This window comes from Moorena producens PAL-8-15-08-1 (assembly GCF_001767235.1).
Lineage (GTDB): Bacteria > Cyanobacteriota > Cyanobacteriia > Cyanobacteriales > Coleofasciculaceae > Moorena > Moorena producens_A.
In genome coordinates this window covers 420,487-439,818 of the sequence record NZ_CP017599.1, presented here as the reverse complement: position 1 = coordinate 439,818, position 19,332 = coordinate 420,487, and the positions used below count along the sequence as shown (strand labels likewise).

17 protein-coding genes are annotated in these 19,332 nt (G+C 42.9%); 9 read left to right on the top strand and 8 right to left on the bottom strand.

What is annotated here, in order from left to right:
- Positions 1-107 precede the first annotated feature (107 nt).
- Positions 108-1,256 (bottom strand): glycosyltransferase family 4 protein, encoded by a 1,149-nt coding sequence (locus BJP34_RS01825; RefSeq protein ID WP_070390861.1) that lies wholly within the window; start codon positions 1,254-1,256, stop codon positions 108-110.
- A gap of 437 nt (positions 1,257-1,693) precedes the next feature.
- Between BJP34_RS01825 and BJP34_RS42035 the strand changes: the two genes are divergently transcribed.
- Both BJP34_RS42035 and BJP34_RS01820 read left to right on the top strand, forming a co-directional pair.
- Positions 1,694-1,849, top strand: a complete 156-nt coding sequence (locus BJP34_RS42035; protein ID WP_158516936.1) for a hypothetical protein — start codon at positions 1,694-1,696, stop codon at positions 1,847-1,849.
- 509 nt (positions 1,850-2,358) lie between these two features.
- Positions 2,359-2,577: a hypothetical protein gene (locus BJP34_RS01820; protein ID WP_070390860.1), complete on the top strand. Its 219-nt coding sequence runs from the start codon at positions 2,359-2,361 to the stop codon at positions 2,575-2,577.
- Positions 2,578-2,834: 257 nt separating this feature from the next.
- On the opposite strand, the gene BJP34_RS01815 is transcribed toward BJP34_RS01820, so the two are convergent.
- Positions 2,835-4,253 carry a cytochrome c biogenesis protein gene (locus tag BJP34_RS01815; RefSeq protein WP_070390859.1) on the bottom strand — a complete coding sequence of 473 codons (1,419 nt, stop codon included), beginning with the start codon at positions 4,251-4,253 and terminating at the stop codon, positions 2,835-2,837.
- A 404-nt stretch (positions 4,254-4,657) separates the two neighbouring features.
- Positions 4,658-5,398, bottom strand: a complete 741-nt coding sequence (locus BJP34_RS01810; protein WP_070390858.1) for a cytochrome c biogenesis protein CcdA — start codon at positions 5,396-5,398, stop codon at positions 4,658-4,660.
- Positions 5,399-5,736: 338 nt separating this feature from the next.
- Here BJP34_RS01810 and BJP34_RS01805 point away from each other — a divergent pair, with 338 nt between their 5' ends.
- The 4 genes from BJP34_RS01805 (at position 5,737) to BJP34_RS01790 (ending at position 9,973) form a co-directional block, all read left to right on the top strand.
- On the top strand, positions 5,737-6,264 hold the full coding sequence (locus BJP34_RS01805; protein ID WP_070390857.1) for a MarR family winged helix-turn-helix transcriptional regulator: 528 nt from the start codon (positions 5,737-5,739) through the stop codon (positions 6,262-6,264).
- A gap of 147 nt (positions 6,265-6,411) precedes the next feature.
- Positions 6,412-7,731 (top strand): ABC exporter membrane fusion protein, encoded by a 1,320-nt coding sequence (locus BJP34_RS01800; protein ID WP_070390856.1) that lies wholly within the window; start codon positions 6,412-6,414, stop codon positions 7,729-7,731.
- Positions 7,732-7,898: 167 nt separating this feature from the next.
- Positions 7,899-9,047, top strand: coding sequence for an ABC transporter permease DevC (gene devC, locus BJP34_RS01795; RefSeq protein WP_070390855.1), 1,149 nt, complete (start codon positions 7,899-7,901; stop codon positions 9,045-9,047).
- Between the two features lie 230 nt (positions 9,048-9,277).
- The gene (locus tag BJP34_RS01790) at positions 9,278-9,973 is read left to right on the top strand and encodes a DevA family ABC transporter ATP-binding protein (RefSeq protein ID WP_070390854.1); all 696 of its coding nucleotides are present in this window, start codon (positions 9,278-9,280) and stop codon (positions 9,971-9,973) included.
- 283 nt (positions 9,974-10,256) lie between these two features.
- Here BJP34_RS01790 and grpE read toward each other — a convergent pair whose 3' ends face one another.
- From grpE to BJP34_RS01775, 3 genes are all read right to left on the bottom strand, one after another.
- Positions 10,257-10,922 (bottom strand): nucleotide exchange factor GrpE, encoded by a 666-nt coding sequence (gene grpE, locus BJP34_RS01785; RefSeq protein WP_070390853.1) that lies wholly within the window; start codon positions 10,920-10,922, stop codon positions 10,257-10,259.
- A gap of 218 nt (positions 10,923-11,140) precedes the next feature.
- On the bottom strand, positions 11,141-12,013 hold the full coding sequence (locus BJP34_RS01780; RefSeq protein WP_070390852.1) for a hypothetical protein: 873 nt from the start codon (positions 12,011-12,013) through the stop codon (positions 11,141-11,143).
- A 31-nt stretch (positions 12,014-12,044) separates the two neighbouring features.
- On the bottom strand, positions 12,045-12,542 hold the full coding sequence (locus BJP34_RS01775; RefSeq protein ID WP_070390851.1) for a hypothetical protein: 498 nt from the start codon (positions 12,540-12,542) through the stop codon (positions 12,045-12,047).
- 46 nt (positions 12,543-12,588) lie between these two features.
- On the opposite strand from BJP34_RS01775, the gene BJP34_RS42030 reads away from it, so the two are divergent.
- Positions 12,589-12,732: a hypothetical protein gene (locus BJP34_RS42030; RefSeq protein WP_158516935.1), complete on the top strand. Its 144-nt coding sequence runs from the start codon at positions 12,589-12,591 to the stop codon at positions 12,730-12,732.
- On the opposite strand, the gene BJP34_RS01770 is transcribed toward BJP34_RS42030, so the two are convergent.
- Both BJP34_RS01770 and BJP34_RS01765 read right to left on the bottom strand, forming a co-directional pair.
- Positions 12,715-15,885: a CusA/CzcA family heavy metal efflux RND transporter gene (locus tag BJP34_RS01770; RefSeq protein ID WP_070390850.1), complete on the bottom strand. Its 3,171-nt coding sequence runs from the start codon at positions 15,883-15,885 to the stop codon at positions 12,715-12,717. The two genes, BJP34_RS42030 and BJP34_RS01770, sit on opposite strands and share 18 nt — an antisense overlap.
- Positions 15,886-15,911: 26 nt before the next feature.
- Positions 15,912-17,585: an efflux RND transporter periplasmic adaptor subunit gene (locus tag BJP34_RS01765; RefSeq protein WP_070390849.1), complete on the bottom strand. Its 1,674-nt coding sequence runs from the start codon at positions 17,583-17,585 to the stop codon at positions 15,912-15,914.
- 412 nt (positions 17,586-17,997) lie between these two features.
- On the opposite strand from BJP34_RS01765, the gene BJP34_RS01760 reads away from it, so the two are divergent.
- Both BJP34_RS01760 and BJP34_RS01755 read left to right on the top strand, forming a co-directional pair.
- Positions 17,998-18,579, top strand: a complete 582-nt coding sequence (locus BJP34_RS01760) for a DUF2808 domain-containing protein (RefSeq protein ID WP_149030735.1) — start codon at positions 17,998-18,000, stop codon at positions 18,577-18,579.
- A gap of 132 nt (positions 18,580-18,711) precedes the next feature.
- Positions 18,712-19,314, top strand: coding sequence for a hypothetical protein (locus BJP34_RS01755; RefSeq protein WP_070390848.1), 603 nt, complete (start codon positions 18,712-18,714; stop codon positions 19,312-19,314).
- Positions 19,315-19,332: the final 18 nt, after the last annotated feature.

Genomic DNA, 19,332 nt, shown 5'->3' with positions numbered 1-19,332 from the left:
CTTCATGACGCTTTCATGAGCCTAAGAAGGGATAAAGGTATGATTGAAAACTGTCCTAGGTTTTTGATACCCAGTTGACAAATTTAAATGGGATTACCCTGCTATCCTTAGGGTAGGCAGCAGTCTGAAATAATCCGGGAAATGTCTGAAGCAACCCGCTCCCAACCATAATACTTATCACCCAGATGGCGTCCGTATCGACCCATTTTTTCAGCTAACTCTTTATTGTCCAATAAAGAGTTAATTGCTTCTGCAAAGGCATCGGGATTCTCATAGTCACTGATCAAGAGACCGTTCATATCTGGGATGACTACTTCTGCGTTTCCTCCTCGCATTGTGGTAACCATAGGAAGACCTGTTGCCATTGCTTCATAATGAACTCGTGCTAAAGGTTCTTGCCATTGAGATGCACAAACAAAGATATCACCCATGAGGAAGTACTTCTGGACATTTGCCGGTGGAATAAAGCCAGTCAAATAAATTGAGTCTTCATAGGTTTTTGCTTGTTCTTTCAGTTGACGAACATATTTATTTTCCTCGTTATGGCCGTACCATTTGCTACCCACTATAAAAAGAAATGTTGATGGATGTTGTTCTAGAATTTGGGGTAGGGCAGAAATTAGGATATGAGGTCCTTTCTTAATACTTAATCGACCTACATAGACAACGATTTTGCGATCGGTCAATCCGTGAGAACTTAGCAATTCTTGGCGACGTCTAGATCCTTCCGGTGACCATCGGGACTGAAACTGTTCTAAGTCAACTCCTGCATATACCGGGTTAAGTTTATGTCGGTAGTCAGGGAAGAGATCGGCAATTCCATCAGCAATAAATTTGCTGACTGTTATGACTCCTCTGACCTTCTCTAGACAAGTCTCAGCAACCTCAGGTTTAATCTTCTCCTCATGAAACATTTCATTGTGCATGCTCAGGAGAAACTGACTACTAGGGCTAGCAGCAGCAATAGAGGGTAAGTATTTAGGGCGATTGTAAAGAATGACTAAATCGAATTTTTCCTCAGCTACAAATTTAGCAGCTGCTTGGTAGTAAGCATCACTATCACCTGTGGGGAAGCGCTGGTAGCTGACTCCATTCAGGACATGTTGATTGGGCAAATCTGAATCAGTGACAGAAAAAACACTAACGTCATGAAACTTGCTTAGATAAGGTAGTATTCCGTCAATATAAGTCTGGATTGCACCTCCTCGAATACATGGAACAGGAAGCTTCTCAGTGCAGATTAAGAGGATCCTCACTACTTTGACCTCATAACTTCTTAAATTTGATTACTTTTCTCTGACGACATGATTACTCAGCTATTTGCTGTCCTTAATGTAGGGGCGTTGCAAACCTGGTTTTCAGTTCGCTGAGAGTGGTAGCGTGGGTTTTACCTTGGACACAACGAGTTATTCACCAAACTTAGTGGTGACTGCTGATAGCAGGACGCAATCTGCAACCTGATTTTGGTTTTTTTCGAACACCCAAACCTTGAGATCAACCCATGCTTATTAATCCATATAAAGTGTGTTTAATTTTTTTGACACACTGTATATGGATTTTATTGCCAAGATTGCTCAATGTTATTGTGCCTTCAATGATTTTATAGTTATTGTGCCCCCAATGATTTTATATGAAATGTAAGAATTTAGGTGAGGGTGGTTGACAAAATATTGAAATCCGGTGTGGTAGCGGCATGAGCGAACAACTGAAACCCGAAAAACTAGCTCCCCCCCAACTCAAGCCACTGACAACAGAGCAGTTGGTGGTCGTGATACTGCAGCAAAAGCTGATCGACCAACTGTTGAAGGAATTAGCCGAACTCAAGCTCACACTTAAACCCAACACCTAAATTACCTCAGAACCGTCATAGCGCGGACTTAATAGACCTCTCCAAAAACTTGAAACTATCTCAGTAACTGCTTTTCAGCGCTCAAATTGACCAAGTAAATTTCACCTGAGGGGGTGACATTTGCCCTGAAAAGCTTACTATATAAGGCTTTGATGCCAATTATCTTAGCAAAGATAAACTGGCAAATTCACCCTACGAATGATTTTCTAGAAGCTCAAACCCTTATAACTACCTCCAAGCTCAGGCCAAAACAGTATGTATATTCTAGGTGCGCACCTGTAGCGAATTTAATTCGCCTGGGTCAGGGGCACCGATTAAGTAACATATCGGCTTAAAGTACTCCCAGTAAGGATTTTAGCTGGCATTTTACCCCCTCAGGTCTCCTCTAGAAGGAGAAAGAACATTTGCTATCGTAGGAGATGCAAGTTCAATTGAAGAGGCGACAGACATTGATTATTTTATCACTAACGCCTAATGTGAATTAGACACAAGAGAAAGGAGGCTCGAAGATGGAAATGTCACTGACCACCCGGAAACCTCCTATGAACAGTATAGACTTTCCAACGCTGATAACCACCATTTTTGTTCTGGTGGATTACTGGTATCAACAAAAAATTCAACCCCTCTTACTGCTGAAAGCAGGAGCAAAAGCGCGTTTGAGCGATTCAGATTCAGAGGTGGAAATCCATACCGTTCCTGGTAGTCATATATCTAATGATGAGAGCTAATTTGTCAAGTAAATATTAATAAGCTTGAAAGCCTTACTATGATTGTCTTTTGGGTATTAAATAGTTCAATTGTTCTAGTTTAGAGCAAACCTTATCCTACAAGGTTTAGTGCGAGTTGACAAATCAGCTCTTAGGCTCCAGCATCACCAACTTTGCCCTTGATGTTTGGGTTGATCACCATAGTGGTTCGGTTACTCAGTTATCCTTTCTGATTTTGTTTAGTACCCTCCCCTGTTCCGTTGCTGCATCGCTATATACTAAGCAGATTTAGCCAGTAAAGGTTCTACGGTCTGGGAGGATTCACCGACCTGCTCTAAAATCTCAATCAATTCCCGTTCAAAGGTGACCAAAGCACGATTGGTTTTCCCACCAATATAAAAGCGATCGCCTTTTTGTAATGCCCAAATCTGAGAGTGGGAGACATAACTCATCAGTACCCCTAACATCAGTAAGCCAAAGCCAGTGTATACAAAGGGAATACCGGGGTCAGCTTTAATTTGTAAGCCAGTGCTGCCGATGACATCTTTAATTTTAAGTATCACCCCATTGACCTTAATCCCCATACCAGGACGAACGGTGGAAACGAGATTACCCGTTCCATCATAGACAAACAGGGTTCCCTGCAAATCCCTCGCTAAAAGGGATACCCCTTCACTTAAATCAGGTTTTGTGGGAACCCAAGTTCCCCAAATCCGTCCCTCACCATTAGTGGGAAGTTGTGCCATGGGAAGCTGGAAAATTGGACTATTATTCAACTGCACCTGAACCCCAGCAATCCCCCAATCGGTTTGGTAAAAGGTGACACCTCGATATTTTAGGGGCTTATTCACATAAATAGTCTCTTGGTCAACGTCCTCACCTTGACTATCCAAAACTGACAGATTGGAGTAAAATTGGTCAATATCCCCTGACGGAGTGTAATCAATCCAGAAGCGATTCACCCGTACTGACAAATCTTTGGGGATTTGGGGCCAAGCAAACGGACCGGCATCAATAATGTTTCTAACTTGGAATGTATTGCCACTGGTAACCATTTCCTGAGCCGTAAATCCTGTCATTGAGCCCCAAATTGACCCTCCCAGGATAATCAACATACTGCCATGAACTACAATTGGACCAATCCGTCCGATAATTCCTTTACGGGCGTACATAGTATCCCCCTCTTGGAATACCTTGTAACGACGCTTCTCTAACAACTCCGTGAGGGAAGTAAAAGACCCCTTGTCCAACTCTACACTCAAAGCAAGTTTCCCAAACTGGCGGGGTTGTTTGTAAAACTTCCAATTCCGGGCTGCTTTTAAAGCCGGAAATTGACGAGTGAAGGTACAAGCGGTCAGACTACTACCAAATAACACTAATAAGGACAAAAACCACCAAGTCCGGTAGACATGATCTAACCCTAGGAGCAACAACACCTTCCAGCTGAGGAAACCAAACAAGGCTGGGTCTTCAGGATAATTGGCTTGGTAAAACGCCAGAGATTCCCCCTGTTCGATAACTGTACCGCTGATGCTAAATAATGCGATCGCAAGCAGCAAGATAATCGCTAACCGTAAGTTAGCCAGCACTGATACTAAGCGACGCCACCACCTACTGTTACTAGTCAATGATGAGTTATCTGATGAGTTATCTGATGAATTTTCTGATGAGTTATCTGATGAGTTTTCTAAAGTCATATCCAGTCTAGTTAATTACTTGCTTTCTTAATAAGATGAGCAGATTTAGGAAAAGAATCTCAGTAGCATTCAGCGGTCAGCGGTCAGCTTAAAATAAACCCAGCGTAGCCTGCGCAAACAATAGAATTTAATAGTTCGAGATTAATGATAATTGAAAGTCACCAGAAAAGTCCATTGCGCTAATCGCTGATAGCTGATAGCTGATAGCTGAACGCGCACGCGTGCGCGTAGCGCATTAGCTGAGATAGCGTTTGTTAGCCTAATGAGGTACACAGGATTTTTACCGTGTTCCCAGATCCGCTGTTCCCTGTTCCCTAAAACCAGGAACTCTGTACCTCACCAAATTTAAAACCGCTATAGCTGATAGCTGATAGCTTACGACGCACTCAGCACTAAGTACTCACTCAAAAAATTCCCACAGGAATCCGAGACAACAAAGAAAACACACCAAATGCCACCAATAGCGCACCACTTACTGGTGTAATCCAACTCGACCACTGTCGCAATTCTAATAATCGTTTAATTGAAGCAGTAAACGTACCTGCCAAGATCAAGGGTGCCACATAACCAGCTGTATAAGACAACAGCAAGGCACCACCTAACACTAAATCTTGAGTTGATACAACCCAAGCCAGTAACGTTGCTAATACCGGTGTACTGCAAGGTGAAGCGACTAAACCGAAGGTCAAACCAATCAGATAAGAGCGTAACCCTTTCGGCCATTCCTGGGAAATCCAATCCATACCACCCCAAGATGGAAACTGTAGCGGTAGTGCTTCTAGTAAATTCAACCCCATAATAATGGCGATTAGGCTGACAATAATCGGTAAGCCAACACCGATTTGACCATAGACTCGCCCAATAGATGCTGCGATAATTCCTAATGCCGCTAAGGTTGTGGCTAAGCCTAAGGCAAACCATACCGATTGGGTAGCAGCTTGCAGGCGTCCTTGATTTTCATAACCACCGATGTAGCCCATTGTGATGGGTAGCATTGATAGCATACAGGGGGTTAGGCTAGTCAGCAACCCAGCCGCAAAGATGATGGCGATGCTGACTAGGCTCAGGTGAGTCAGTTGGCTGTCAACCAGGTTATTAGCAAATTGTTGGAGTTGATAGAGTTGAGTCGAGAATGTGTCAAGCATAGGGAATCTAAACACCCAGTTTGCTTGAATTTTAGCGTATTTAAGTCCTAACGTAGAGTGGCCAAATTCCAGGGATATATAGCGGTTCTCATATTAATGAGGCGGTGTGACAAGGCGCGAGGTTCCCAACTCCTAGGTCGCCGCTCCGCGAACGCCTAGGGAACGCGCACCAAGAGAGTAGACAGGATTTTTTTCTGTTGCCTGTTGCCTGTTGCCTGTTGCCTGTTGCCTGTTGCCTGTTGCCTAAAATCCACAACTTGTATACCTCACCTATTTGAGAAATACTATAGTAAGGCACGATAATAATAAGTCGGCAAACTTTTTTAAGGGGATAGACTATGTTCACTAAACGTGACCTTCCCTCAGAGCAGGAACTACTAAATATGGCGAGACAGTACCCTGAGCTAGATATAGCATCAGTGTTTACTTGTCTGTCGTTCCTGAAAACTACCACTGAAATCTACGAAGCGATTGACACTCATATGGGTCGCTACGAGTTATCAATCGGTAAGTTTACTGTACTCATGTTATTACACAAAGCGGGTTCGTTAGGCTTGACTCCTTCCGAATGTGCTCAACAGGCTGGTGTTACTCGTGGGACAATCACAGGTCTGCTCGATGGTCTCGAACGTCAAGGGTTAGTTAAACGCCAGCCCCACCCAGATGACCGACGGATGCTGATGGTTCAGCTGACTCCAAACGGTTGGCAGTTCTTGAAGCAAATGCTTCCCGACCACTTTAATCGGGTGACAGGTTTGATGGCTCACCTGACTGGCGCAGAAAAGAAAACCTTCGTTAAACTTTTAGCAAAGTTGCGAGCGGGAACCCCTGCTATGCAATCTGCTGAATTTCAGCTGACCCAGTAATGAGGGATTGCTCAAAAAATCTGTTAGCGGTGCTCGTAATTGTATTTCCCTTATGATAAATTAAATAGTAAGGAGCCATATAATATGGCACACAATAGATAGTTATGGCTCATATAACCGACAGAAGTTGATTTAACCGGAGAAGTCATGGAGCCAAAGATTGGGATAAAAGATCAGGGATTATCAAAGCCCCTCAGCCGTTGGGTGATTGTACTGGCTGGTGTTGGGATTCTGGCAACTGTGGCCGCTAGCCGATACAGTTTGGAAATGGTCCGTGAGCGCCCGCCAGAACCAGTGCCATCCCCCATTACAACCCCAGCTATCCGAGCTGTAACTGCTCTAGGACGTCTCGAACCTGAGGGGGAAGTTATTCAATTAGCTGCTCCAACGACTTTTCAAGCACCAAGGGTGGCTCAGTTGCTGGTTAAGGAAGGGGATAAAGTAGGTGCCAATCAATTAATTGCCATCATGGAAAATCGCGATCGCTTACAAGCGGATTTAGAACGGGCGAAAGCGGAGGTTAAAGTAAGCCGTGCGAACTTGGAGAAAGTCAAAGCCGGTGCTAAAAGTGGAACCATTGCTGCTCAGGACGCTAAGATTAAACGACTAGAGGCAGAGTATCGGGGGCAGAAGGAGGCGCTACAAACTCGCATTGACCGTTTACAGACTCAGCTGCAAGAAACACAACAAGAGAAAGATGCCACAGTCAGGCGATTAGAGGCTCAGTTAAGGAATGTGCAAGCAGATTTTCAGCGCTATGACCAGTTAGAACGAGACGGTGCGATCGCAATTTCCGAATTGGACAGCCGCCGCCTAAACGTAGAAACTGCCCAAGAGAGCGTCAGTGAAGCCATAGCCAACCGCACCCAAACTATAAGCACCCTCAGGGAACAACTCAAAGAAGCTATTGTCAACCGCAACCAGACCCTAGCTGTGGTAGAAGCACAGATTAACGAAGCTAAAGCTACCCTCGAAGAGATAAAAGAAGTACGTCTAGTAGATATTAGACAAGCTGAAGCGGAGCTAGAAATGGCTATGGCACAAGTCAAGCAAGCCGAAGCAGAATTAAAATTTGCTTACGTCCATTCTCCACTAGATAGTCAAATTTTGAAAATTAACACTTATCCAGGAGAAACCGTAGATCAAGAAAAGGGAATTGTTGAACTAGGGCAAACTGACCAAATGATGGTTGTTGCTGAAGTCTACGAAAGTGATATTGGTAAAGTCAAGCTAGGACAGAAAGTAACTATTATTAGTGAAAGCAAGGCATTTGAAGGTAAGCTCAATGGCAGTGTAGTTAGAATTGGGCAACAAATTGACAAACAGGATGTTCTTGACACTGATCCAGCCGCTGACGTAGATGCCAGAGTTGTCGAAGTAGATATTCGTCTCAATCCAGAAGACAGCAAAACAGTTGCTGATTTAACTAACTCCCAAGTCATCGTAAAAATAGTTATTAGTAATTAGTCAATCGCTTTGCTCCAATTAAAAATTATCAATTCAAAATTAAAAACTAACCTATAAATTAATTCGTGGGCTTGTATCCGGTGGAAACACTTACAAAGTATAAGGCTATTCATTTTTAATTTTTAATTTTGAATTCAAAAATGGTCATTAAATAGTAACTATTAATCATGAAAATACCTTTAGCATGGTTACAATTGACCCATGAAAAAATGCGTTTGCTGGTGGCACTGGCAGGAATTGCTTTTGCCGATATTTTAATGTTTATGCAAATGGGTTTTCGGGATGCTTTGTTTGAAAGTAATGTGAGACTACATAATAGCTTACAGGGTGACATTTTTTTGATTAGTCCCCAGTCGCAATCAATACTCGCTCTGAAAAGTTTTCCTAGTCGCAGGTTGTATCAAAGTATTGCATTTGATGGGGTCAAATCAATTAGTGGGATATATATGGACTATGGCCTCTGGAAAAATCCTCAAACCCGTGAAACTCGTAGTGTGCTTGTGATTGGGTTTAATCCTACTGACAACGTCTTCAATTTATCTGGAGTAACCAGCAATCTGGATATAATTAAAATGCCAGATGTCGTTTTGTTCGATGACAGCTCCAGACCTGAATATGGACCTATTGCGGAAGAGTTTAATCAGGGCAAAGAGATAACGACTGAAGTGAAACAACGTCGCATTCGAGTAGGGGGCTTATTCACCCTAGGGGCTTCCTTTGCAGCCGATGGAAATGTGATCACGAGTGATTTAAACTTTTTCCGCCTTTTCCCTGACCGCCATAGAGGACTGATTGATATCGGTTTGATTGAATTAGAACCAGGGTTAGATTTGGAGCTAGTTGTCGAGAAGATGAGACGCGAACTTTCCAAGGATGTTAGAGTTTTATCCAAGGAAGAGTTTGTTAATTGGGAGACAGCTTACTGGCAAAGCAGTACATCCATTGGCTTTATTTTTACCCTCGGTAGCGCTATGGGATTTATCGTGGGTACAGTGATTGTTTATCAAATTCTATATACTGATGTCGCGGATCATTTGCCTGAGTATGCTACCCTAAAAGCCATGGGTTATAAAACCACCTACCTATTGATTGTTGTTTTTCAAGAAGCTCTGATTCTGGCAATTTTAGGTTATTTTCCCGGATATGGACTGGCATTAGGGTTGTATAGTTTAACGAAAAATGCTACCAGTTTACCCATAGCTATGAGTCTAGCTAGGGCAGTGACAGTGTTGATTCTGACGGTTATCATGTGTTCTATTTCCGGTGCGATCGCGATCGGGAAACTCCAAGCAGCTGATCCCGCTGATATTTTTTAAACGTAAGCTATCAGCTATCAGCTATCAGCTATCAGCTATCAACTATCAACTTATGCGCCATGGGCAATGGCCAAATTCCCAGACTTTCAATTCTCATTAATCCCGAACTATTAAATTCTCCCATTCGAGGTTTATTTTAAGTATTAGGCTGACAGCTGACAGCTGACGGCTGAATACTCACCCTAAAACTATAATCAATAACCAATAACTAGGTAGAAACGAAAAGTGTCATGGTGGACGAAGCAGTTGTCTCCATTAAGCATCTCAACCATTACTTTGGTAAGGGTTCCCTAAGAAAACAGGTTTTGTTTGATATTGACCTAGACATCCACCAAGGAGAAATTGTGTTGATGACTGGTCCTTCTGGATCGGGTAAGACCACATTACTAACCCTAATCGGAGGATTGCGATCGCCTCAATCTGGTAGTCTCAAAATCCTAGGACAGCAACTCCTCGGAGCCAATAAACGTCATTTTATAGCAGTGCGGCGTCATATTGGCTATATTTTCCAGGCTCATAACTTACTCAAAAGTTTAACGGCTCGCCAAAATGTCCAAATGTCAGCAGAACTACATCCAGAACTTTCTACTAAAGATGCTATTACTAAATCAGTAGCTATATTGGAAGCAGTGGGGTTAGGTCAGTGGATCAATTACTACCCAGATAAACTTTCTGGAGGACAAAAACAACGAGTCGCGATCGCTCGTGCTTTAGTGGGTAATCCCAAGATAGTCTTAGCAGATGAACCAACAGCAGCCCTAGACAGTAAATCCGGTCGTGAAGTGGTGGATTTAATGCAGCAGTTAGCTAAAGAACAGGGCTGTACAATTTTACTCGTTACTCACGACAATCGAATTCTCGATATTGCTGACCGGATTGTTAATATGGAAGATGGGCGTCTTAATGGTATCAAAGCAGTTAATTAAGCTGTTAAGCATTTAGATTGGGATATCTAAAATTAGTCAAAGGGAACAGGGAATAGGGAACAGGGAACAGGTAATAACCAATTTAAATCCACATCAGCTTAAAAGAAACAGCTGACAAATAGAAACTATAAAATTGTTAATAGAAAATATCAAATAGCAATTAACAATTTTATAATGACTAAATTTAATTTAGTTGTTAATTTACTACTCTAGCCATCCGTGTAGGAATTGTGAGAATTTTTCTTTCCTGTTCCCTGTTCCCAGATCCGCTGTTCCCTACTCCCTACTCCCTACTCCCTACTCCCTTTGCTATATTAGCTGGACTAACTTTAGCACGATGCAGCAACTTATCACCAATGCGGTAACCAGTGTAACGTACCCTAACCGTATCACCTGGTTGAGCAGTGCCTGACATGAGTTGGTGTTGTTGTGGATCGTAAGGGAGTTCTTCACCCACAGATGCGATCGCATCCACACCCCATTTTTGTACCAACTGTTCCACTGGCTTTACCAGGGGCAATAATCTCACTGCTGGTAACTGCTGATTCTGTTGTGCCGCATAAGCAGCAGTGGGCCATTGCACTAGCCAGGATTCTAGCACTTGTAAACTAGATAGCTGAAACTCCTGCATTAAAGTCTCGCGCTGCTGTTCCAACTGCTGTTCTAGACGCTGGTACTCCTGCTTTAATGTTGAGTCTTCCTCCTGTAACGTAGAAACAGAATCTGGCAAAAACATAACCAGTAACTGATTCACCGACACCTGCAACGCTTTAGCAAGTTTCAGCAGCGTTTTTACCTGCATCTGCGACACCTGACCTTTCCGCAAACGCCTCAGTTGCAACTCCGAAACATCAGCTCTGAGACTGAGTTGCCTAAAACTAGGAATACCTACTTGTGCCATAAGTTGTCGCAACTGTTCACTGTAATTGGGATAGGAAGACTCGGTCATTTCCAGGCTGACGTATCAAGGATAAAGGATAACAGGAGAAGATTTAGAAATCTGATCAACTCCAATAGAGTAATCATCATATCCCTGATTGTGATTATTGGTAAGTGCAATCAGCTATCAGCCTTTGGCCACGGCTGATAGCTGATTGCTGATAGCTGACTGCTGACTGCTGACTGCTGACTGCTGATTGCTGACTGCTTACCAAATTAGATATTTGCTCAAAGTGCATTTACCCAGAAATCAGCGGTTACAATCTCACCATTACGCTTAAATTGACCCCACACTTTATATGTGCCTTTTTCAGGAAATTGGGTAGCAAAACGTATCGGTTCAGTAGTTTTACCTGGAAGTGCGTGAGCATGAATGTAATCAGATGCTGTTATAGATGCTGATTTTTTAACAATTACTAAATGACCAGCTTCTCCCAAATAAGATTGTAAATCAGTAACCGGATTATTATTGGCAGCATTCTTTAAGTTAAAGCTAATCATCACTTCCTCATTAGCCTGAACTTTGGGTTTATCAAAACTCAGCTCAACCTTAGTATTGCCAAATACTTTGACATTTTTGATTTCTATATCACTTAGAGATGAACTAGTTCCTGGTGCTTTTACTTTTACTACAGAAACTCGCTCTGGCTTTCCAGTTGGTTTGTAATCGCTAAAAAGAGTATAATTACCAGGTTTAGGAAAATTAGCTTCAACTTCAAACCTTCCATTACCTTTGTAATCAGGATGAATATGATCGTAAAAATTAAGATCATCACTGACTACAATTAAATGCATTAATTTTTCTTGAAAAACTTCAAACTTAGGAACAGCATTTCCCTCCGAGTCTTGAATATCAATTACCAAATTATTGGGTTTATCTAAAGTAATGGTTGAGGGAGTCGTGAGTATAGCTTTAGTCTTTACTGATGGTTTATTTCCGTGACCATGGCTACCATGGTGATGACCATGCTCATTGTGATTATGGTGACCATGGTGTTTATCTCCCTCAACAGATGCATCTCCAGATTGCACTGGTGTTGAACAACTTTGAGCCAGAAATAAAGTAGAAGTAACTAGTAATGCACTAACCAAACGATTCATTATGTATTTACCCAAAATATTGATTCAAGATTTATTGTTTAAAGGAAAAGCGACCGTTGATTTTTTCCCCGTTAATGTCAGTTTGAATGACCACTTTATATTCCCCAGTAGCTTTCCCAGGTAAAAAAGCAGCGTAATGTTTACCAGCCTGGTCATAGCTAAAATCTAGATTCTTTTGCTCACCATTTGGTAACTGGATTTGAGCCTTGACTTTGGCATTAGATACACTTTTGTGTTCCTCACCCTGTTGTAGAAAAAAGTCTAAGTGAATTCCCTGTTTTTCTACAATAGGCAACAATTCTAAATGATAATTTCCAGATTCAATCACTTGACCACCTTGGGAGTGATTGTGACCATGGGTGTGGGAGTGATTGTGACCATCATTGGAAGAGTGAACTTCATTAGTTTTTGCAGTTGTCTCTGAGGAAGTAGTTTTATTAGTATCCTGTGTACTATTGCCGCAGGAGGCTATAAACATCAGTCCCACACTAGAGAGAACAATTAAATTTGACTGCAACCATGAACTCATAGTTTTACTCCTTTAAAAGTATTTTTTTTTAATATTCAGTAAAAAAATGTACACTGACTATAGCATTTTTTATAGCTATAAATTAGACAATCTTTTCTGCTCCCTGCTCCCTGCTCCCTGCTCCCTGCTCCCTGCTCCCTGCTCCCTGCTCCCTGCTCCCTGCTCCCTGTCACTATTGACCCACCACTGAACCCCGTTTAAAAGATGAATTTAATTCTTCAGGTGAAATCTCTGGAGTGATTGGTTTAGATATGAAAAAGCGACCAAACTGAGCATACAAAGCTGGTAATACCAATAAGGTTAAAGCTGTAGACGTAAACAACCCTCCCAAAACAACTATTGCTAATGGCTGTAAAATTTCTTTCCCTGCCCCCGTGCCAATTACCAGAGGAACCATCCCTAACGCTGAAGTCAAAGCGGTCATTAAAATTGCCACTAATCGTTCCGTTGAACCTTCAATAATTACTTGCTTTAAAGGCATTCCCTGAGCCAATTTATTGTTGTAATTATCTACCAGAAGTAAACCATTGCGGGTAGCAACACCAAAGAGAGTGATAAACCCTACCATGGAAGCAACAGAGAGAATACCACCACCGAGGGCAACGGAAAAAATTCCCCCAGTTAATGCTAGAGGTAGATTGAGCATAATCATTACTGTTGCTGAAATTGACTTCACCGCAAAGTACATTAAAACAGCAATCACAATCAGTGCCAGAGTACCGAATACTAGTAAATTTTGAGATGCTCGTTGTTCTGATTCAAACTGTCCTCCATATTGGATAAAGTAGCCGGAAGGTAATTGCACTCTCTCCTTGACTGTGGCTTGAATCTCTTCAACTACACTACCTAAATCTCGATCAGCAACGTTAGCTGAGACCACAATCAGCCGAGAAACATTTTCGCGGTTGATGGTGTTGGGTCCCTTACCATAACTAATGTTAGCAACTTGGGCAAGAGGAATTTTAGTGCCCGTGGGAGTGTCAACTAACAGGTTGCTAATGGTATTAAGATTATTGCGGTATTCGGCTTTCAACCACACTACCAAATCAAATAACTGTTGCTCTTCCAGTACTTGGGAGACAACTCTACCATTGAGAGCAGTTTCAACAATTTCTGAAAGCTGACCAACACTAAGACCATAACGAGCAGCAGCAGCGCGGTCAAACTTAATTTGCACCTGTTTGATCGGAATTTGGGGTTCAAGAATTAGATCCACCACACCAGGAATATCTTGCATCCCATCTCGAACTTGAGCACCAATAGTTCGTAATTCCGAAAGTTCCGGACCAAAAATTTTGACTGCGATCGCACTCCTGACTCCTGAGAGGACTTCATCCATGCGGTGGGAAATAAAACCACCAATACTAGGGGCTACCCCCGGTAACTTGGCAAATTCCTCACGGAGTTTCTCAATCGTTGCTTTTCGGTCTTTCATCCCCTCCTCTGAAATTTCCACATCCAAATGGCCCAGAGTAACACTACCAGCATCAGCATCACCGGGAGCACGCCCTGAACGTAACTGCACTGACTCAACCCGGGGGTCATCTTTGAGAGCTAGTTGCATGGCTGAGCCAACCCGATTCGTCATGTCCAGAGAGACACCGGGATAGAGAGTGAAAGCATTGACAAGCGATCGCTCCTCAAACTCTGGTAAAAAGACTCGTCCTAGAGAGGTAAAAATAATTAGAGAAGCCACAAACCCGGCTACTGCTGTTAGCAAAACTAGACTGGGAGAATGAATAGAAAATCGAATTAATGGCTGATATAGTTTCTTAGAAAATCGCGCTACCCAAGTTTCTTCTTCTGGTAACTGTACAGTAGCAAGCAAGAAAGCACACAACGCTGGACTAAGAGTCAAGGCTACAAAGGTAGAGGCAAAAATTGACACTAGATAGGCTACTCCCATCGGTGCAAAGATACGACCTTCAACACCAGTAAGGGTGAAAATTGGTGCGAAGACTACAGCGATAATTACCGTAGAAAACAGTACACTAACTCGCACTTCCACTGAAGTGTTATAAACCACTTGTAATGGGTTGAGAGGATTTCCTGCTTGCTGATTTTTACGTAATCCCCGGTAGCAATTTTCCATGTCCACAATCGAGTCATCCACCACTGACCCAATTGCTACAGCTAATCCTCCCAGAGTCATGGTATTAATTCCCAAACCAAAGAGATTGAGTAGCATCATCCCAATCAGCAAAGACAGAGGAATGGCGCTTAGGGTAATAATGGCAGTGCGCCAGTTCATCAAGAACAGAAACAGAATAATAGAAACAATGATGATGCCATCGCGTAGGGCATTCCTGACATTTTTAATTGAGGAATCAATAAAATCGGACTGGCGGAAGGTAACAGTAACCTTGACATTCCCGGGCAAACCCCCTTTAATTTCCTCCATGGCTGCTTCTACGGCTTTGGTAACAGTAGGAGTATCAACCAGGGGCTGTTTGTTAACTAGCACCACAATCGCTTTTTTTCCATCCAAGCTACCATCACCCCGCTTCAAGGCAGCACCAATGCGGACATCAGCGAGATCAGAAAGCAGCACTGGTGTGCCATTACGTGCCACTACCACCGATTGTTCTAAATCCTCGATTGACTCAACTCGTCCAATGCCTCGAATTAATAGTTCCTTGTCTGGACTAATCAGAAAGCCACCCGCCGCATTAGTATTTGCTGCTGCTGCTGCTTCCGTAACTTCTGCTAAGGAAACATCAAAAGCGGTTAACTTGGCAGGGTCAACCAGTACCTGATACTGACGCACATCTCCCCCATAGGCAATTACCTGAGTTACCCCCGCTACTGCCAATAATTGGTTGGTAATATCTCGGTCAACCAATCGACGTACAGCCATTAGGTCAATTTTAGAGGAGACATCTGCTGTCTCTACATCTTCGTCAATGGTAAAAGCGTAGGAAAGAATGGTACCAATGGGCGAGGAAAGGGGAGAAATTTGTGGTGATTCTACTCCTTCCGGTAATCTGGCAGCAGCTTGTTGTAACCGTTCAGTTACTAACTGGCGAGCTTGATAGATATTAGTATCCCATTTAAAAATAACTTTTACTACAGAAATGCCCACTCCCGAAGACGAGCGTACTGTAGTCAATCCAGGAATGCCATTGATAGCGCTTTCGACAGGCATTGTGACTAAAGATTCCACTTCTTCTGGAGCCAATCCCTGTGCTTCCGTTTGAATTTCAACTTGGGGAGGAGCAAAATTGGGAAATACATCTAAGGGCATTTGGGAAATAATGCGAAATCCCCAAACTGTGACGATGATAGCGCCAATTACAACTAGCCAGCGTCGAGCAATAGACCACTTCAGGATTGAGTTGAGCATTTTGGTCTTACCTATAGTCTTGCTGATTATTGCTTGTTTGCGAAACCATTAGGAATCGCCGAATCTAAATAGCCATCCCCATTGCTCTGACCATTTCCTTTTACATCAGCAGTGGAATGATAGTTATTATTGGTCGGTTCATCGGAAATTTCTATAGGTGCTGGTCTTGATTGTGAAGCAGTGCGGCGTCCGAGCATAAAAGCACCAGCTGTAATTACCCCTCCTACAGGAAAAACCCACCACCAGGGTAGGCTAGCAACATTAAGGTTAGTCGATATTGCCTCATGATTATGTCCTTCCTGGTCATGTTCATGGTCATGTTCATGGTGATCAGCTTTAGAGCCACCCCTTAAGGATTGGGCGTACAACATCACCCCCCCTTCAGTCACAATCTGGTCACCTTCAAATAAACCATTCTTGACTTCCACCAAATCCCCAAAAGTTGAACCAAGAGCAAGTTCTACAGGTTCATAGAAGTTCTGACCATTTTCTACATAAACCAGTTGTTTACCATTAGCATCCACCAAAGCATCTTGAGGAATCGCTAAAGTAGCTACATTGGTTTTATCAGTGAAAATCTTTAATTGAGCAAACATTCCTGGTTTTAGTTGCCCTCCAGGATTATCCAACCTTACCCTCACTGGCACTACTCGTGTCTGACCTGCCACGATAGGGTCGATTTGGCTAACTTGACCTGTAAAAGTCTGATTAGGCAGACTAGAAACTTCTAATCTGACCTTTTGGCCTATTTTTACCTTGTATAAATCTTTTTCATAAATATTAGCAGTTGCCCAGACTTGATTATTGTTAACAATCGTCATCAGTTGCCCACCTGCGTCTTCAAAGGATTCACCCAAGGTTACTTGCCACTGCGCTACTCTACCGGAAATTGGAGCAAGCACCGTTACCTTTCCTTGCTCATTAGCAGAATTACTAAGTTGTTGCAGTCGGGTTTTGTAGGTAGTATCGCTCAGTTGAACCCGAGATTTGGCAGCCTTAACCGCTGTTTGAGCCCGTTTAAGTTCTGCTTCTGCTTCAAGAACCTCTCGACGGCTAAATGCTCTTTTCAGTAACGTTTTAGCCTCTGCTAGCTTAGTTTTTGACTCTAGCATCTGACGTCGAGCCAGAGCACCTTCGATTGCTAATGCTAGGTCTTTATCGTATTCTTCTTGGGCTACTGCTAGCTGAGTTTCAGCTTCATCGATTTCAGCAGCAGCTATTTGACGCTGACGTTCTAAATTTTCCTGAGCTAGTTCGAGATTTGCCTCAGCTTCTCCCAATGTTGCCTTAGCTTCAGTCAGTCTGTCGAGAGACTCAACCCGCAATTGAATTAACTCCAAGCTAGAGATGACAGCAACCGCTTGACCTTTTTTGACCCTCTGACCTGGTTTGACCAAAAGTTTAGCAACTGTACCGGGAATCGGTGCTGTTACTTGCGCCTGTTGGTTGGGCTGGGTTTCAATTTGCCCGGTGGTTTTAATACCAATATCCAAAAACTGCCTAGAGACGGATTGGAGTTTAATCCCAATTTGACTAGCGGTTGTCGCATCTACCTCAATTCCTTCGGGATTGCTCGTGGCTTCGGTTCCGCTTTGGAACTCATTACCATGCCCGGCATGGGCGAAAACAGCAACTGGTGCGATCGCTATCACCAGCAAAAAGGTAAACGTTGAAGCCAGGATTGTTTCTGTCTTGTGCATAATGGATCAGTGCTTTTTATGCTCAGGAGAGGGTGCCAGTAATCACCATAGCCTCCACCCAGATACCTAAGATGTCAGGATGGTCGTTTGCTGTCGTCTTGATTCAGTATCACAAGCAAATATGAAATCAGGATGAAATGTTAGGTATTGATGAAATTATTTTTGTTAGGACTTTGGTACGCCTTCAGCTTCTGAGAGTAGGAAATTGATTTGTTAAAATTTGTTAATTACTGTCACAATTTCATTCTGATTTCATTTTTGTTAGGGAAATTGAAATTAAAGGACATTTCTTGAGAGCGCTGCTGAATGCAGGAATGAGCTAGTACTTTCAATATCAAAATTTTTGGAATCAATATCATTCCTAAGATTCAGTGTCATTGAGACAATCTCTTAGTAATTTGGAGAGCCTAAAATGTTTAACACTATTGTCAATTTGCCTTTATTCCCAATTAACACTCGTTTTTTTACTACTGGGGTTCTAATCCTCAGTACTTTAGTGCCTACTTCCTTCCTAGCTCTACCCACTACTGCTGTCGAGCTTACTAATGGAGAAACGGCTTTCGAGAGTTCTCCACGCTTGCTCCGAGCCACTACAACCTTTAATGAACGCAGGGTAGAATCTGCCAAATATTACTTTACTATCGAAGTCCCAGAAGACGCGGGGAAACCTCTCAAAGCAGTCAAGATCGAACAGCGCAATAATGTGGGAACTATTGAGTTTAAAGTCAATGAAAGCCGTGCTGCTCTCCGTGAGAGTTTCAGGGGGGGACAGGAGCTATCCCTAGTCTTGATTGGAGGAGTATCAAAGCCTGGTGAGGTAACGGTTGTTTTTGAGCGACCCGTAGAACCCGGTAACACAGTGACCATTGCTCTCAAGCCCAAACGCAATCCCTTCCAAGGAGGCGTTTACCTCTTCGGGGTTACAGTCTTTCCAGAAGGGGAAGATAGCTCTGGTTTGTACCTTGGCTCTGGTCGCTTGCACTTCTATGACTAAGATATCGGAACAACTTTAGAAAACCAGTTCAGGTTTCTAAACTTTTGTTGCTCTTCCTAGACTTTCCAGTAGGGTAGATAGTTTAACCCTAGTAATTATTGAAGACCGTTGAATCACTAGGAGGTCTGAAAAATGAATAGTAACCTAGCTTTCAAAACCGTTACCAGTGCTGCTGTAGCTGGTTTAGCACTGCTAGCGCTAAATGCTAGCCCCTTGAGGGCAAATCAATCATCTGAGGCTTCGACCCCAGCTTCTAACTTTGTTCCTGATTGGATGACACCAAACCAATCTCAGATCTACCAACAGCAGCATCCACTGTTAGTGCAGTATCATGGTCCAATGATGGATCCGGGACGAACAGGAGGCCATGGCTGGGGACACAATTCCCACTACGGCAGAATGTACGACCTCAATACCATTGAAACCATCAGTGGGGAAGTAATCAGCGTAGATACATTTACCCCCATGGGAGGTATGTCTCATGGTGTGCATTTGCAGGTAAGGACTGACAATGAGACAGTTTATGTCCATTTAGGTCCAGCTTGGTACATCGATAACCAAGAAATTAGCATTGAGCGAGACGACAAAATTGAGGTTACAGGCTCAAGAATCACCTTTGCAGAGCAACCGGCCATTATTGCTTCCGAAGTCAAGAAGGGGGACGCTACCTTGAAGCTTAGGGATAAAGAGGGTATTCCTATTTGGAGCGGTTGGAGACGGGGTCAGTTCAATTGAATTTTGAAGGGCAGGAGT

What these genes read in the sequence shown, in the direction of transcription:
- BJP34_RS42035 (WP_158516936.1), top strand. Translation starts at nt 1,694, where the DNA reads ATGAGCGAACAACTGAAACCCGAAAAACTAGCTCCCCCCCAACTCAAG.
- BJP34_RS01820 (WP_070390860.1), top strand. Translation starts at nt 2,359, where the DNA reads ATGGAAATGTCACTGACCACCCGGAAACCTCCTATGAACAGTATAGAC.
- BJP34_RS01815 (WP_070390859.1), bottom strand. Translation starts at nt 4,253, where the DNA reads ATGACTTTAGAAAACTCATCAGATAACTCATCAGAAAATTCATCAGAT.
- BJP34_RS01810 (WP_070390858.1), bottom strand. Translation starts at nt 5,398, where the DNA reads ATGCTTGACACATTCTCGACTCAACTCTATCAACTCCAACAATTTGCT.
- BJP34_RS01805 (WP_070390857.1), top strand. Translation starts at nt 5,737, where the DNA reads ATGTTCACTAAACGTGACCTTCCCTCAGAGCAGGAACTACTAAATATG.
- BJP34_RS01800 (WP_070390856.1), top strand. Translation starts at nt 6,412, where the DNA reads ATGGAGCCAAAGATTGGGATAAAAGATCAGGGATTATCAAAGCCCCTC.
- devC (WP_070390855.1), top strand. Translation starts at nt 7,899, where the DNA reads ATGAAAATACCTTTAGCATGGTTACAATTGACCCATGAAAAAATGCGT.
- BJP34_RS01790 (WP_070390854.1), top strand. Translation starts at nt 9,278, where the DNA reads ATGGTGGACGAAGCAGTTGTCTCCATTAAGCATCTCAACCATTACTTT.
- grpE (WP_070390853.1), bottom strand. Translation starts at nt 10,922, where the DNA reads ATGACCGAGTCTTCCTATCCCAATTACAGTGAACAGTTGCGACAACTT.
- BJP34_RS01780 (WP_070390852.1), bottom strand. Translation starts at nt 12,013, where the DNA reads ATGAATCGTTTGGTTAGTGCATTACTAGTTACTTCTACTTTATTTCTG.
- BJP34_RS01775 (WP_070390851.1), bottom strand. Translation starts at nt 12,542, where the DNA reads ATGAGTTCATGGTTGCAGTCAAATTTAATTGTTCTCTCTAGTGTGGGA.
- BJP34_RS42030 (WP_158516935.1), top strand. Translation starts at nt 12,589, where the DNA reads ATGTACACTGACTATAGCATTTTTTATAGCTATAAATTAGACAATCTT.
- BJP34_RS01770 (WP_070390850.1), bottom strand. Translation starts at nt 15,885, where the DNA reads ATGCTCAACTCAATCCTGAAGTGGTCTATTGCTCGACGCTGGCTAGTT.
- BJP34_RS01765 (WP_070390849.1), bottom strand. Translation starts at nt 17,585, where the DNA reads ATGCACAAGACAGAAACAATCCTGGCTTCAACGTTTACCTTTTTGCTG.
- BJP34_RS01760 (WP_149030735.1), top strand. Translation starts at nt 17,998, where the DNA reads ATGTTTAACACTATTGTCAATTTGCCTTTATTCCCAATTAACACTCGT.
- BJP34_RS01755 (WP_070390848.1), top strand. Translation starts at nt 18,712, where the DNA reads ATGAATAGTAACCTAGCTTTCAAAACCGTTACCAGTGCTGCTGTAGCT.